Below are 14,098 nucleotides of genomic sequence, written 5' to 3'. Positions count from 1 at the left end.
AGACCTTTTGTTCACTTCAAGGGTCTATTTCAGAGCCTATCAATAAAGGATGAATGCTATGCCTGCCCGCGACCTGCAACAACAACTCGACTCCCTGCGCGAGCAACTCGACAAAAACCCGCCACTTTCACTTGAGGAGCGAAATGACCTCAATAAGCTTGCGGAGCAAATTGATGCTCAAATCAAAGTAGAAAACGCCACTCAGGACACCAGCCTTGTCGACAACGTTAACTTGGCCGTAGAGCGCTTTGAAGTGGAACACCCTACTCTGGCTGGCACCCTGCGTAATATTGTCCAGACCTTGGGCAACATCGGAATCTAAACTTCCTGCATCGCCCCAGAAAAACAAAGCCCCGACTCACACTGAGCCGGGGCTTTGTTTTGCGGCCAGGCTATTACAGCCCTGACTGACCACTCAAGGCCAGATCCAACAGCTCACGGTTGGCAACCGCATACATCGCATAATCGTTACCCGTGGCGGCACGTAGATCCACCAGCATGGCGCGCCAGCGCTCGACCATCACTTGATTTTGCTCCAACCACAACGCCAGACGCGCTTCGATCTCGTCCGGCGCGTCGGCCATTTTCAGCACCGACACAGTGATTGCACGTTGCTGCCAGTCGATATCATCGCGGAAAGCTTCGCGAGCCAATGCTTGCCAGTTGTTCTCTACCGGCAAGTTGCTGATTTGCTGCAAGTACCACGTCAGGTCAAGCGCACTGCCCACGGCGAAGTAGGCCTTGGCCACGTCAGCAGCATTTTCACCGGTCACATCCGACGCTTCGATGATTGGCAGCAACGTGTACAGATGTGTAGTGCCCGCCACCATACGCGCCAACAACTCAGGCACCCCAGCTTCGACATAGGCCTGATAGCGTGTCTGCCATCCTTCGCGAGTCGGCCCTTCGAGCAACTCGTCCAGTTTGAGCCCCAGCGCTGCCAGGTGCGGGCCGAAATGCGCCACATCACGCGCGGCATCCAACTCATTACGACGGCTACGCAGGAACCAGCGCGTTGCACGGCGCCCCAGACGCATCAGTTCATCCATCAGCGCCAGTTGAATCTCAGCCGGGACTTGATAGTCCAGCGCTTCGATCTGACGGAACCAGTGCGGGAGATGGAAAATGTCACGCACGATCACATAAGCCCCTGCCACATTGGCGGCGCTCATGCCAGTGGACTCTTTAAGGCGCTCAACAAATGTGATGCCCATGTGGTTGACCAGATCGTTGGCAATCTGGGTGCTGACAATCTCACGCTTCAAACGGTGACGGCGCATGGCAGCGGCAAACTTACTAACCAGCATCGGGGGGAACGCTGTTTCCATATCGCGGGTCAGGTACTCGTCATCCGGCACCTGCGAGTTGAGCAACGCCTCCTTGAGGTCGATCTTGCTATACGAGATCAATACCGAGAGTTCGGCGCGGGTCAGACCGTGGCCTGCAGCGATACGCTCGTTCAATTGATCTTCAGTTGGCAGGAACTCAATGGCTCGATCCAGCTTGCCACGGGCTTCCAGATCGCTCATCAGGCGCTTGTATTCAGCAATCCGCTCGTAAGCACGACGCGCCGCCAACGAAATGGCCTGGGTCTGCTTGTAGTTATTGCCCAACACCAAGCTGCCGACTTCATCGGTCATGCTGCCCAGCAACTGATTGCGCTGTTTCTCTGTCATATCGCCAGCCTGCACCACTTCATTGAGCAGGATTTTGATATTCACTTCATGGTCAGAGCAGTCCACGCCGCCAGCGTTATCAATGAAGTCGGTGTTAGTGGCGCCACCATTGAGGCCGAACTCGACACGCCCCAACTGAGTCATGCCCAGGTTACCGCCCTCGCCCACTACCTTGCAGCGCAGCTCGTTACCGTTCACACGCAACGCATCGTTGGCCTTATCGCCCACATCGGCATGGCTCTCGCTGCTGGCCTTGACGTAAGTGCCGATGCCGCCATTCCACAACAGATCAACCGGCGCCTTGAGCAAGGCGTTAAGCAGTTCGGTTGGAGTCAGCTTGTCGGCGCTAATCGCAAACCGCTCTTTCATCTCAGGGGAGATGGCAATGCTTTTTGCACTACGGGAGAAAATTCCGCCACCTGCCGACATGATGCTGGTGTCGTAATCTGACCAAGCCGAACGCGGCAGGTCGAACAAACGCTGACGCTCAACAAAGCTATTAGCTGGCTCCGGGTTAGGGTCAATAAAGATGTGCAGGTGGTTAAACGCAGCAACTAATTGCAACTTGTCAGACATCAATAAACCGTTGCCGAACACGTCGCCAGCCATGTCGCCAACGCCCACGACGCTGATGCTGTCTTTCTGAACGTTAATCCCGCGCTCTTTGAAGTGACGCTGCACGCCCACCCACGCACCTTTGGCGGTGATGCCCATTTTTTTATGGTCATAACCGGCCGAACCACCCGAAGCGAACGCGTCACCCAGCCAGAAGCCGTAATCAATGGCGATACCGTTGGCAATATCGGAGAACGTGGCCGTGCCTTTATCGGCTGCTACCACCAAGTACGGGTCATCGTCGTCGTGACGCACCACGTTCAATGGCGGCACCAGCGCACCGTCTTTCAGGTTGTCCGTGATGTCCAGCAGGCCGGAAATAAAGATCCGGTAGCAGGCAATTGCCTCTGCCTGAACCTCATCGCGCCCGCCACCCAACGGCAAACGGCGCGGCACAAAACCGCCCTTGGCGCCCACCGGCACAATGACCGAGTTCTTCACTTGTTGCGCTTTTACCAAGCCCAACACTTCGGTACGGAAGTCTTCTTCACGGTCCGACCAACGCAAACCGCCTCGCGCCACGTTACCAAAGCGCAGGTGCACGCCTTCAACTCGCGGCGAATAGACGAAAATTTCAAACTTCGGTACGGGTTTTGGCAGCTCAGGAATCAAGTGCGGGTTGAACTTGAAGCTGAAGTACGAGCGGTTCTGCCCATTGGCATCGGGCTGGTAGAAGTTGGTGCGCAAAGTTGCTTTGATCAGGTCGAGATATCGACGCAAGATGCGGTCTTCGTTGAGCACTTGAACATCGTCCAGCGCCGACAAAATGGCTTGTTCCAAACGCTGCTGCTTGTCTTCCAAGTCTTCAGCCGTCAGTTTTCGCGCCAGATAAAAGCGTGTTTTGAACAGCCGGGTCAGCTCGCGAGCAATGTCTGTGTGGTTGTTCAACGTGCTGGCGATATAACCCAGATCGAAGCCCAGACGTATTTGCTTCAAGTAACGCGCATAAGCACGCAACAGCGCTACGTCACGCCACGGCACCCCTGCGGTCAGCACCAAGCGGTTGAAGGCATCGTTCTCGGCGTCGCCGCTGACGATATGCACGAAGGCATCTTGCAGCGTGTCGTTGAGCTGCTGAATATCCAGATTCAAGCCTTCGCCAGCGGTAAAGGCAAAATCATGGATCCAGAACTCACGGCCATTGGCGTGACGCAAGCGATACGGGAACTCACCCAACACGCGTAAGCCTAAGTTTTCCAAAATCGGCAAGACGTCTGACAACGCCAAAGGTGTATCAGCGTGATACAACTTGCAGTGCAGCTCCTGCCCTGCCGTCTGACCCAGCGGCTGGTAAAAACTCATCACTAACGGGTTTTTATCGCTCAAGCTCATCAAGTGCTGCATGTCGACCACAGCCGAATGCGCAGCAAAACGCTCGCGATAACCTGCCGGGAACCCTTTCGGGAAGTCGCTCAGCACTTTGGTGCCGTTGGCTTCACCAAAACTCTCGACCACAAGGCTGGCGTAATCGTCCTGCCAACTGCGGCAGGCTTGAATGACTTCTTTTTCCAGCAACAGCGGGTCGATATCAATGCGGTTTTTAGGGTCCACTCGCAGAATCAACTGCACGCGGGCCAGCACCGACTCAGAGAAGAACGTCCAGAACTCGCAGTCCGATGCTTGCAGGCGGTCCATCAGCACTTGCTGGATTTTCTGCCGCACCTCGGTTGAGTACACATCACGCGGTACATACGCCAGGCAGTAGCAAAAACGGCCATACGGGTCTTTGCGCAGGAACACGCGAATCTTGTTGCGCTCCTGAATCTGCACAATCGACATCACGGTGCTGAACAGCTCATCCACTGGCGTCTGGAACAAATCATCACGTGGCAGCACTTCCACCACTTGCGCCAGTTCTTTGCCCAAGTGTGCTTTAGGCTGGAAGCCCGAACGACGTTCAATTTCGGCAACCTTGCGCCGAATATACGGAATAACCCGCACGCTCTCGCCATACACCGAAGAGGTGTAAAGCCCCATAAAGCGGCATTCTTTGATGACGTTGCCGTCAGCATCGATTTGACGAATCGACACATAATCCGGGTAAGCCGGGCGATGTACGCGGCTAGGGTGGGCCGCCTTGGCAAACGACAACAACGTCGGTTCGCGCAAGTAACTGACAGCGTAATCCTCGATGCGCAGGTCTTCGGCTGTCAGGCCAGCGCGCAGCAATTTGGTCAGGCCAAGGAATGATTGCGGGTCATATTCAATATGGCCACCATCCGCCTCGTCACGTACCACAAATTCTTCATACCCCAAGAACGTGAAATGGTTGCCTACCAGCCATTCCAAGAAGCTCTTGATCTCGGCTTTCTCGTCAGCCGCCACGGCGTATTGACAGCTGTCAACGCTCGCCAACAGCTCCTGCACCTTGGCCTTCATTGGCTCAAAGTCAGCGACAGCTATGCGCACTTCACCCAGAACCTGTTCCAGCTCTTTGCTCAGCACATTCAATTCAGCAGCATTGGAGCAGCGATCAATCTCCAGATACATCAACGACTCTTGCGAAACACCCTCGCCCTGCGTGCCTTTTGGCAAAACTTCCAGTAATTCGCCTTTGCTGCCACGTCGAACGCTCAACACCGTGGTTTGCAAGGTGTGAATGCTGTAACCGCGGCGATTGAGTTCTGTACGTACCGAGTCCACCAAAAACGGCAGGTCGTGATGCAGCACTTCAACGGCCGTATGCGTGGACTGCCAGCCGTGGCGCTCGTAGTCAGGGTTATAAACCCGCACTTGCGGCTGAGCCGGATCAAAGCGTTCAAGCAAGCGCCATGCAGACAAGGTGCAGCCTGCAAGGTCGGACATTCGACGTTGCGTGAGTTCATCCAGAGAAATGATGCCGAAAAATTGCTCAGCAAACAGCGCTACTTGTGGCAATGCCTGTTCACTGATGTGCTGGGCCAGAGCGGCTTGCAGTTGATGCTGAAAGTCGGCCTTGCTGGCTGCGGTGAAGAACGCCATCTGTGGTACTCCGCTTGGGCTTGTTATTGAGAGAAGCGTCGCGTGTTATTCCCGCATGGGGAGCTGCCATGCCGTGCTGAATCAATGTAGAAATCAGCGCATGGCAGGTGGATGTAGCTGACCGCGACCCAGGGGTCACACTCACGTTCCAGGATGGGCATCTACAAAAACGACTGCCAAATACACAGGCTGTGTCTTTAGAGATAACAATCCGCGATGCAGCTTAACGACTCAATTGCTCGGCCTGCTTGCGATGCGGCGACATATTCAGTCATCAGGACGTAACCTTTGGGGCTGCTCGTGAATAACCCTAGCACTCACAAACGATAAAAATTCACAAAAAAGCCTATTTTTCCGTGTCACGTATCAAAAACGCTCACCAGATCATTTCCAAACATTCATCCCCAGTGCAGACACAAACCTGCATAAAAACTCACAGACTGGCAAAATCAGCGCCTTGATAGCTAAAACGCGCCTAAGCGCCAGGAATTCTCCATGCAAATGACGACCGCCTTACTGATGGCCAACCCGTGCGACGACGAAGAAGACAACATGGCCATGCTGTGCTGCCACAGCGAACAGGGTGAGATGTTTCTGATGAGCCGTTACCCAGACGAAGACGAGCTGGAAATCACCTTTGGCGACGTCGATGAACCGTCGGTACTTGAAGGCGTAAAAGCGACCTTAAGCCCGACCCGCCTATTGATTGAAGTCAGCCCAAATGATGCCGACGCGCTCAAGGGCGCCGATCATTTGGAGATATTCCACACTGCCGATGCAGACGAACTGGCTGAAATCGAACAAACCCTGCAAAACATCCTCAAAGGCACCGGCACCTACGTCAGCGAACTGGGCTAAGCGCCACGTAATACGGAGCAGGCGCTGGCTGCGATTTTTGGATGCGCCCACCATCAATCGATTGCAGCCTTTGACGGGCACCCGCCAGAGGCCTCACTCCAAAGGGTCTACCGCATGCACACAATTTTCGACGCGCACTGCCATATCATCGACAGCCGTTTCCCGCTGATTCCTAACAGCGGTTATGTGCCCGATTTTTTCAGTGTGGATCAATATCAAGCGCGTACCAGGGCGCTGGGTATCATTGGTGGCGCCGTGGTATCAGGCTCCTTTCAAGGGTTTGACCAACACTATTTGATCGCAGCATTAAAACGCCTTGGTCCCAGCTTTGTGGGCGTCACTCAATTGCCCGCCAGCGTAACGGACGATGAACTTCAAACACTGCATGGTCACGGCGTACGCGCTCTGCGCTTTAACCTCAAACGCGGGGGGTCAGAGCAACTTGACCAACTGGAATCACTGGCCAAGCGGGTGCATGACTGCGTGGGCTGGCATAGCGAGTTGTATATCGACTCCCGAGAACTGGCGCCCTTGCAAACCCGGCTGCTGCGCCTGCCAGCACTCAGCATTGATCATCTGGGGTTGAGCCTTGAAGGCCTGCCCAGTCTCTTGCGGTTGGCCGAACATGGCGTGCGCATCAAAGCCTGCGGCTTTGGCCGAGTCGACTTTGCTGTACCTGAGGCCTTGCAGCAGATTTACCGGGCCAACCCGCACGCACTGATGTTTGGCACCGATTTGCCATCCACCCGCGCACCCCGGGCATTTGAAGACAATGAGATCACCCTGCTCATGGATGCACTAGGAGAGGATGGCGCACATAAGGCCCTGTGGCGCAATGCACAAGACTTCTACGGCTTGAGTTAGAGACCTCCCCCAAACCCATACGCAGCTGCAGCCAAAAAACCACCTGCTTTGAGTGGTTTAACCTAGCCCACAGGCCGTGTTCAGCCCCCCTAGATACGCACCATTCTCAACAACCTGGCAGTTTTCAGCTTTTTACACAAAAAGCCCCACTGGCATTAGTCCCAACACCCTGCAATGGATTAAAGTAACGCCCCCAGCCCCGGCGTAATTCTTGCGCCGTCGGTGTCCTTTTCAGGAACAGTAATCGATGGAACATCGTGAAGCGCTGCTAGCGCTGCGAACCTTTCTTTCAACGCAGATTCTCGGTCAAGAAAAGCTCATTGACCGCCTGCTGATCGCGCTACTGGCTGACGGCCACATGCTGGTTGAGGGCGCGCCCGGTCTGGCCAAGACCAAAGCCATCAAAGAGCTGGCCGAAGGCATCGAAGCGCAATTCCATCGAATTCAGTTTACTCCCGACCTGCTCCCGGCCGACATCACCGGCACTGAGATTTATCGCCCCGAAACGGGCAGCTTCGTGTTCCAGCAAGGGCCAATTTTTCACAATTTGGTACTGGCCGACGAAATCAACCGCGCACCCGCCAAGGTTCAATCAGCGCTGCTTGAAGCAATGGCCGAGCGTCAGGTCAGTGTTGGGCGCAGCACTTACGAGCTGTCACCGTTGTTTTTGGTGATGGCCACGCAAAACCCGATTGAGCAGGAGGGCACCTATCCGCTGCCTGAGGCCCAACTTGACCGCTTTTTGATGCACGTCAAAATCGGCTTTCCGGATGCCGCAGTAGAACGGCGTATTCTGCAACAAGCCCGTGGCGAAGCCCTCAATGGCGAAACCAAGCCCGAGCGCCGGGTCAGCCAACAAGCCATTTTTGCTGCACGCAAAGAAATCCTCGGGCTGTACATGGCCGATGCAGTGGAGGAATACCTGGTGCAACTGATCATGGCGACCCGCACACCGGGCAAGTTCGACCCTGAAATGGCTGACTGGATCGCTTATGGCGCCAGCCCACGGGGCTCCATTGCACTGGATCGCTGCGCACGAGCCCATGCGTGGCTGGCCGGGCGCGACTTTGTGAGCCCCGAAGACATTCAAGCGGTGTTGTTTGACGTGTTGCGCCATCGCATCATTTTGTCATTTGAAGCCGAGGCGGCGGGTATCGACCAAGACCGCGTGGTGCAGCGCATCCTCGACGTCGTTGCTGTTGCCTAACCGATGAATAACCCCCTGCCCGCCGAACCCGGCATTCGCATCACCCTTGCGGAACTGATCGAGATGCGGCATCGGGTGCGCGAAGTTCAACTGTTCTCCTCCCCCAGCCAGCGCAGCCCGCTGGTGGGGTTGCATCACTCAAAACTGCGCGGGCGCGGGGTCGACTTCGATCAGGTGCGGGTGTATCAAGCTGGCGACGATGTGCGCACCATCGACTGGCGCGTCACAGCCCGCACCCAAGAGCCCCACACCAAAATGTTTCACGAGGAGCGCGAACGGCCAATTTTCATCTTGGCCGAGCAAAGCCGTCGACTGTTTTTTGGGTCGGGGCTGATGTTCAAGTCTGTGCTTGCCGCCCAAGCCGCGAGCTTGATTGGCTGGGCCGCGCTGGGCCATAACGACCGTGTGGGCGGGCTGGTTTTTGGTGACCATGAGCATTACGAAATCAAACCCCGACGCAGCAAGCAAAGCCTGCTGCAATTGCTGAACAGACTGGTGCGGGTCAATCAGTCACTGCACACCGAAGTGCAGTCTGACCGTGATGCGCTGGGCATGGCGCTGATTCGGGCTCGGGAGGTGTTGCGCCCCGGCAGCCTGGTGATTGTGATCTGTGATGAGCGCGCACTCACCGATGCCGCGGAGCAACAACTCAGCCTGCTGGCACGCCATTGCGACCTGATGTTGCTGCCGCTGTCCGACCCACTGGACCACGCCCTGCCTGCTGCCGGTTTGTTGCGTTTTGCCGAGCGTGGCGCCCAACTGGAACTCGACACCCTCAACTACGACTTGCGTCAGGCGTATCGCGCGCAAGCCGAAGCCCGCATTGCACGCTGGGAATTGCTCGCGCAAAAGCTACGCGTTGTGCTAATGCCGCTCAGCACTCAGAGCGAAATGATCGAACAACTGCGTGAGTACCTGAACGCCAAGCGTCCGGGTAAATCGATATGAAAGGCCTCGAACAACTGCACCCCTTGATGACCCCACCCGCAATGGGCTTCTGGCCACCTGCTGTGGGCTGGTGGCTGTTGTTAATTGCCATTCCAGCCCTGTGCTGGGGGCTGTGGTGGTTGAGGCGTTATCTGCCAGCCAAGCGCCAGTCCAGTCGAGCCGAGCAACCTCTTGACCCTGTACGACAAGCAGCCCTTGAGGAGCTTGCCAAGTTTCCCAAGCCCTACGACGGCGCACCCGCAGGTGCATGGCTGCAACAGCTCAATGGCCTGCTCAAGCGCCTGTGTCGAAACCATTACCCGTACAGCCAAAGCCATACGCTCAATGGTCGCAAATGGCTGGCCTTTCTCGACAACCGTTGCCCAGCTGCTGGGTTAACTCGCTGGATGGTCTTGGTTGAAGGGGCTTACAAACCAGAATGCAAGCTCGATGACAAAGCCATCGCCGGGCTCAATCAAGCGGTTGAAACCTGGATTCGCAAACATGTTTGAGTTCGCCTGGCCATGGATACTCCTGCTGCTGCCGCTACCTTGGCTCATGCGCAGCCTGCTGCCTGCTGCCGACAGCGGAGAAGCGGCGCTCAAGGTCAGTTTTCTGGGCGATCTAGAAGAGCTGGCCCGGCGTAAAGCTCGCGTCACAATGCCTTCATGGCGTCAGCAAACCCCTTACTTGCTGCTGTGGCTACTGCTTTTGACAGCGGCGGCCCGGCCACAATGGTTAGGCGAACCCCTGCCGATTGCGGCCAGCGGGCGAGACTTGCTGGTGGCCGTTGATGTCTCGGGCTCAATGGATTACCCCGACATGCAGTGGCAGAACGAAGACGTTACCCGACTGGATTTGGTAAAAAACTTGCTCGGCGATTTTCTGGAAAATCGTGAAGGCGACCGGGTAGGTCTGATCCTTTTCGGTAGTCAGGCTTATCTGCAAGCGCCGCTGACCTTCGACCGCCATACCGTGCGTACCTGGCTAGATGAAGCCCGTATCGGCATTGCTGGCAAAAACACGGCCATTGGCGATGCTATCGGCCTGGCGCTCAAGCGCCTGCGTCAGCGTCCGGCGCAAAGCCGCGTGCTGGTTCTGGTCACCGATGGGGCGAACAACGGCGGGCAAATCGACCCACTCACCGCCGCCCGACTGGCCGCTGAAGAGGGGGTAAAAATCTACCCGATCGGCATCGGAGCCGACCCCGAAAAAAGCAGCCTGCAAGGCCTGTTCGGCACCAACCCCGGTATCGATCTGGATGAGCCCGCACTTCAAGAAATCGCACAAATCACCGGCGGCCAGTACTTCCGCGCCCACGATGGCAAAGAGCTGTCCGACATCAAAGACAGCCTCGACCAACTCGAACCCGTGGCCCAACAACCCACTCAAGCGCGCCCTGCACAATCGCTTTATAAATGGCCCTTAGCAGGCGCTTTACTGCTGAGCGTATTGTTGGTGATTCGTGAACTGTGGCCCAACAACCCCGTGCAACGTTTACTGAGCAAGAAAATCTTTCTGCAACAGCACCCTGATTGGCGTCAAAGACTCAAGCGTCTGCGCCTGCGGAGGCGTCGATGAGCGCCCTTTGGCCCCACTGGTTTCGCCCTGAATGGCTGTTGGCGCTGCCCCTACTGGCGTGGCTGTTATGGAAACTCTGGCATCGACAAAAACGTGCCGGTCGCTGGCAGATGATCTTGCCCAAGGCGTTCCATCGTGTACTGCTCAGCGGCGGCAATGGTCGCGACAGCAAGTCGCCCTGGATCGTGCTCGGACTCGCGTGGTTGCTGGCCATGCTCGCCTTGCTGGGGCCCAGTTGGCAGCGAGTCGAGCAGTCCACTCAAAAACCTGCCGACCCGCTGGTCGTGATGCTCGAGCTCACTCCCAACATGCTCGCCACTGACAGCTCACCCAACCGACTGGAGCAAGCCAAGCGCAAGCTGTACGACCTGCTGCAAAGCCGCAGCGATGCGCAAACAGCCATCATTGTGTATGCCGGCAGCGCCCACACGCTGGTGCCCCTGTCCGACGATCTGGCCACCAGTCGCAACCTGCTCGAAGCGCTCAAACCGTCAATCATGCCGCAGCCGGGCAATCGCGCCGATCTGGCCGTCAGCAAAGCCTTGAAATTATTGGATCAGGGAGCCCTGGGCCAAGGCCGCTTACTGCTCATTACTTCTTCACTCAATGAGCAAGAACGTGCTGGCATCCGTCAGGCATTGGACGGTCACACCCCACAGTTGCTGATGCTCGGCATCGGCAGCCGTGACGGCTCGCCTGTGGTGCAGGAAAACGGCGAGCTGCTCAAAGATGCGCAAGGCGCCATCCTGATGCCACAGCTCGATAGCCCAAGCCTACGGGCCTTTGCACTGGACGTAGGGGGACGCTACCGACAAGCGCGGCTTGATGACAACGACCTGCGCGGGTTAGGCCTGCTTGATGGCCCCAAGCACTTGCGTGACGACGGCCAAACTCAGCGCCTCGATACGTGGGCCGACCAAGGGTACTGGCTGTTATTGCCACTGCTGCTGCTCGCCGCTTGCGCGGGCCGCCGTGGCTGGCTGTTCTGCTTGCCGCTGCTGTTTATGCTGCCGCAACCCAGCTATGCCTTCAGCTTCACCGACCTCTGGTTGCGGCCTGACCAACAAGGTCAACGCTTACTGGAGCAAAAAAAACCGCTGCAAGCGGTAGAGCACTTCCAAGACCCTATGTGGCAAGGCGTAGCCCTCTATCAGGCCGGTGACTATGCCGGTGCAGCCTTGCGTTTTGCTGAGGTTAACAGTGCCAGCGCCCACTATAATCGCGGCAATGCACTGGCCATGAGTGGCGAACTGGAGGCTGCCATCGACGCCTATGAGCAAGCCCTTGAGCTGCAACCTGAGCTGCAGGTAGCCGCCCAGAACAAAACCTTGATCGAACAACTGCTCGAACAAAAGAACCTCGACAGCAGCACGCCACCCAACACAACGCCTCAGAGCACGGCGCTTGACGAACCCCAACCTCCCGTCAGCGCCAGCCCTCCCAATGCGAGCGGGGACACAGCCCCCCATCAAGAAAACAGTGCAGCCACCGACCCGGACGCAGAGGCCAACAACGATGATTCACTGGAGCCGCCACCTGAACCCAGCTCGACACCGGAAAGTGAACCAAACGATGAAACAACCACACGCCCAGTGGCTGCGACGTCCAATCAGCTAGACGACGAACACCGCCAAGCGCTGGAACAGTGGCTCAGACAGATCCCCGACAACCCGAGCGAGCTCTTGCGACGCAAATTTTGGTATGAACAGCAGCAACATCAGGACACGCCTCAATGAACCGCTTCTGCGCTTTGCTTCTCATGTTGTGCTGCTGGGCCTTGCCAGCCTATGCAGTGGGTTTAGTCGCCAGCGTTGACCGCGATCAGCTCAACTCCGGCGAAACGGTCGAGCTGACCCTGCAAACCAATGACGCCACACTTTTCGGCAAACCTGACCTCGCCCCACTCGAAAACCTGTTCGAGGTGCGCGGCACACGTCAGGTCAACCACCTCACCACGCTGAATGACGGGAATGAACCCAGCACACGCTGGATCATCACGTTGCAGCCCAAACACACCGGCACAGTGGTTATTCCGTCGTTGCAAGTGGGCGACTACCACAGCCAGCCAATCCGCCTCAACGTGACACAAAGTATCGCCAGCGAAGCGCAACTGGCCCCGGTGTTCATTGAGGCCAGCCTTGACCAGCCCAGTGTTTATGTTCAGGCCCAAGCCATTCTGACCCTGCGTATTTACCACTCAGTGGCACTCTACGACGACAGCAGCCTCACGCCGCTGCACTTGAACGACGCCATCGTTGAGCAGTTGGGTGAGTCACGCACCTACGAAAAACTCATCAACGGCGTTCGCCACGGCGTCATCGAACTGCGTTATGGCATTTACCCGCAACACAGCGGCGAGTTGATCATCCCGGCGCAAACATTCAGCGCCACGCTGGTCGACAGTCAGCAAGCCCAAACACCAACACCACTAGACCCAAAACCTGGCAAGTTAACGCACGTCACTTCCACCGATATACCTCTGCAGGTCAAGCCCAAGCCTGAGGATTACCCCGCCAATGCGGCCTGGCTGCCCGCCCGTAGCCTGAGCATGAGTGAAACCTGGAGCCCCGAGCCCGATCACTGTCAGGTGGGCGACTCACTGACCCGCACCCTGACGCTGAAGGCCGAAGGCTTGTCCAGCGCCCAACTGCCCGCCTTGCCCGCCACCGATGTGAATGGTCTGCGCCGCTACCCCGACCTGGCGCAGTTGAGCAACCAAATCACTGAGAACGGCCTGATTGGCAGCCGCGAGGAACGTGAAGCACTGGTGCCAACCCGGGTGGGCCAAGTGGAACTGCCCGCTGTTGAAGTGGTGTGGTGGAACACCCACGAAGACCGTTTGGAGCGCAGTTATCTGCCTGCGCGCACCTTACAGGTGGCGGCTAACCCCAATCTGGCTGTCGACCCGGCGGGCAGCCCTCCCCCGACTAAATTGGCTGACGACTCAACGCTATGGTTGTGGCAACTCAGCACACTGATACTGGCCTGCACCACTGTGCTCGGTTTCGGCCTGTGGTGGCGTGCGCGTTGGCAGCCCGCCATTTTGCGCGCTGCGCAAACCGGGCCAAGCCCACGCACCTTGCTCGATGACCTCAAACGCGCAAGCCTGGCCAACGACCCGCACGCTACCCGCCAAGCGCTAGACGCATGGGCCAGGCAGCAGCCAGAAACACTGGCCGACATGGCCGCGCGTTTTGTACTGCTGTCTGACGCACTCGATGGCCTGAACGGCGCGCTTTACAGCGAAACTGGCCAACACTGGCAAGGCGAAGAGCTGTGGAAGGCCATTCGCAGTATTCCGGCCAATGAGCGCGTGCAAGACCTCGCCAGCGAGCCGAGCAGCTTACCGCCTCTGTACCCCAAATAATTTCAAGGCAACCCGGGGCCGCATGAGCGCCGGGGTTGCTGT

10 protein-coding genes are annotated in these 14,098 nt (G+C 57.1%); 9 read left to right on the top strand and 1 reads right to left on the bottom strand.

All coding sequences use genetic code 11. The features are described from left to right. Window positions 1–58 precede the first annotated feature (58 nt). Complete coding sequence (locus ACZRJQ_RS02705) at window positions 59–322, top strand: DUF4404 family protein (protein WP_463976857.1); 264 nt, start codon at window positions 59–61, stop codon at window positions 320–322. Window positions 323–395: 73 nt separating this feature from the next. Here the strand turns inward: ACZRJQ_RS02705 and ACZRJQ_RS02700 are convergent, their stop codons facing one another. Next, window positions 396–5,252, bottom strand: a complete 4,857-nt coding sequence (locus ACZRJQ_RS02700) for an NAD-glutamate dehydrogenase (protein ID WP_463976856.1) — start codon at window positions 5,250–5,252, stop codon at window positions 396–398. 495 nt (window positions 5,253–5,747) lie between these two features. On the opposite strand from ACZRJQ_RS02700, the gene ACZRJQ_RS02695 reads away from it, so the two are divergent. The 8 genes from ACZRJQ_RS02695 to ACZRJQ_RS02660 all read left to right on the top strand — a co-directional run bounded on the left by ACZRJQ_RS02695 (window position 5,748) and on the right by ACZRJQ_RS02660 (window position 14,056). After that, window positions 5,748–6,110: a hypothetical protein gene (locus ACZRJQ_RS02695; RefSeq protein ID WP_463976855.1), complete on the top strand. Its 363-nt coding sequence runs from the start codon at window positions 5,748–5,750 to the stop codon at window positions 6,108–6,110. Window positions 6,111–6,224: 114 nt separating this feature from the next. After that, window positions 6,225–6,974 carry an amidohydrolase family protein gene (locus ACZRJQ_RS02690; protein ID WP_463976854.1) on the top strand — a complete coding sequence of 250 codons (750 nt, stop codon included), beginning with the start codon at window positions 6,225–6,227 and terminating at the stop codon, window positions 6,972–6,974. A gap of 247 nt (window positions 6,975–7,221) precedes the next feature. Continuing rightward, on the top strand, window positions 7,222–8,181 hold the full coding sequence (locus tag ACZRJQ_RS02685; RefSeq protein WP_048364979.1) for an AAA family ATPase: 960 nt from the start codon (window positions 7,222–7,224) through the stop codon (window positions 8,179–8,181). A gap of 3 nt (window positions 8,182–8,184) precedes the next feature. Continuing rightward, a complete protein-coding gene (locus ACZRJQ_RS02680; RefSeq protein ID WP_463976853.1) occupies window positions 8,185–9,129 on the top strand; it encodes a DUF58 domain-containing protein in 945 nt (314 codons plus the stop codon). Further along, entirely contained in the window at window positions 9,126–9,620 is a 495-nt protein-coding gene (locus tag ACZRJQ_RS02675; RefSeq protein WP_463976852.1) for a DUF4381 domain-containing protein, read from the top strand. Before ACZRJQ_RS02680 ends, ACZRJQ_RS02675 begins: the two co-directional genes overlap by 4 nt. Further along, on the top strand, window positions 9,613–10,689 hold the full coding sequence (locus tag ACZRJQ_RS02670; protein ID WP_463976851.1) for a vWA domain-containing protein: 1,077 nt from the start codon (window positions 9,613–9,615) through the stop codon (window positions 10,687–10,689). The genes ACZRJQ_RS02675 and ACZRJQ_RS02670 overlap by 8 nt, the downstream gene beginning before the upstream one ends. Continuing rightward, window positions 10,686–12,425 carry a VWA domain-containing protein gene (locus ACZRJQ_RS02665; RefSeq protein WP_463976850.1) on the top strand — a complete coding sequence of 580 codons (1,740 nt, stop codon included), beginning with the start codon at window positions 10,686–10,688 and terminating at the stop codon, window positions 12,423–12,425. The genes ACZRJQ_RS02670 and ACZRJQ_RS02665 overlap by 4 nt, the downstream gene beginning before the upstream one ends. Continuing rightward, window positions 12,422–14,056, top strand: a complete 1,635-nt coding sequence (locus ACZRJQ_RS02660) for a BatD family protein (protein ID WP_463976849.1) — start codon at window positions 12,422–12,424, stop codon at window positions 14,054–14,056. Before ACZRJQ_RS02665 ends, ACZRJQ_RS02660 begins: the two co-directional genes overlap by 4 nt. Window positions 14,057–14,098: the final 42 nt, after the last annotated feature.

This window comes from Pseudomonas sp. E315 (assembly GCF_055406205.1).
The sequence above is the reverse complement of the archived record's forward strand: the minus strand, read 5'-3'. Positions and strand labels throughout refer to the sequence as shown.

Bases quoted from the DNA above. Each gene is read 5' to 3' on its own strand.
- ACZRJQ_RS02685 (WP_048364979.1), top strand. From the start codon at position 7,222: ATGGAACATCGTGAAGCGCTGCTAGCGCTGCGAACCTTTCTTTCAACG.
- ACZRJQ_RS02700 (WP_463976856.1), bottom strand. From the start codon at position 5,252: ATGGCGTTCTTCACCGCAGCCAGCAAGGCCGACTTTCAGCATCAACTG.
- ACZRJQ_RS02695 (WP_463976855.1), top strand. From the start codon at position 5,748: ATGCAAATGACGACCGCCTTACTGATGGCCAACCCGTGCGACGACGAA.
- ACZRJQ_RS02670 (WP_463976851.1), top strand. From the start codon at position 9,613: ATGTTTGAGTTCGCCTGGCCATGGATACTCCTGCTGCTGCCGCTACCT.
- ACZRJQ_RS02660 (WP_463976849.1), top strand. From the start codon at position 12,422: ATGAACCGCTTCTGCGCTTTGCTTCTCATGTTGTGCTGCTGGGCCTTG.
- ACZRJQ_RS02675 (WP_463976852.1), top strand. From the start codon at position 9,126: ATGAAAGGCCTCGAACAACTGCACCCCTTGATGACCCCACCCGCAATG.
- ACZRJQ_RS02665 (WP_463976850.1), top strand. From the start codon at position 10,686: ATGAGCGCCCTTTGGCCCCACTGGTTTCGCCCTGAATGGCTGTTGGCG.
- ACZRJQ_RS02690 (WP_463976854.1), top strand. From the start codon at position 6,225: ATGCACACAATTTTCGACGCGCACTGCCATATCATCGACAGCCGTTTC.
- ACZRJQ_RS02705 (WP_463976857.1), top strand. From the start codon at position 59: ATGCCTGCCCGCGACCTGCAACAACAACTCGACTCCCTGCGCGAGCAA.
- ACZRJQ_RS02680 (WP_463976853.1), top strand. From the start codon at position 8,185: ATGAATAACCCCCTGCCCGCCGAACCCGGCATTCGCATCACCCTTGCG.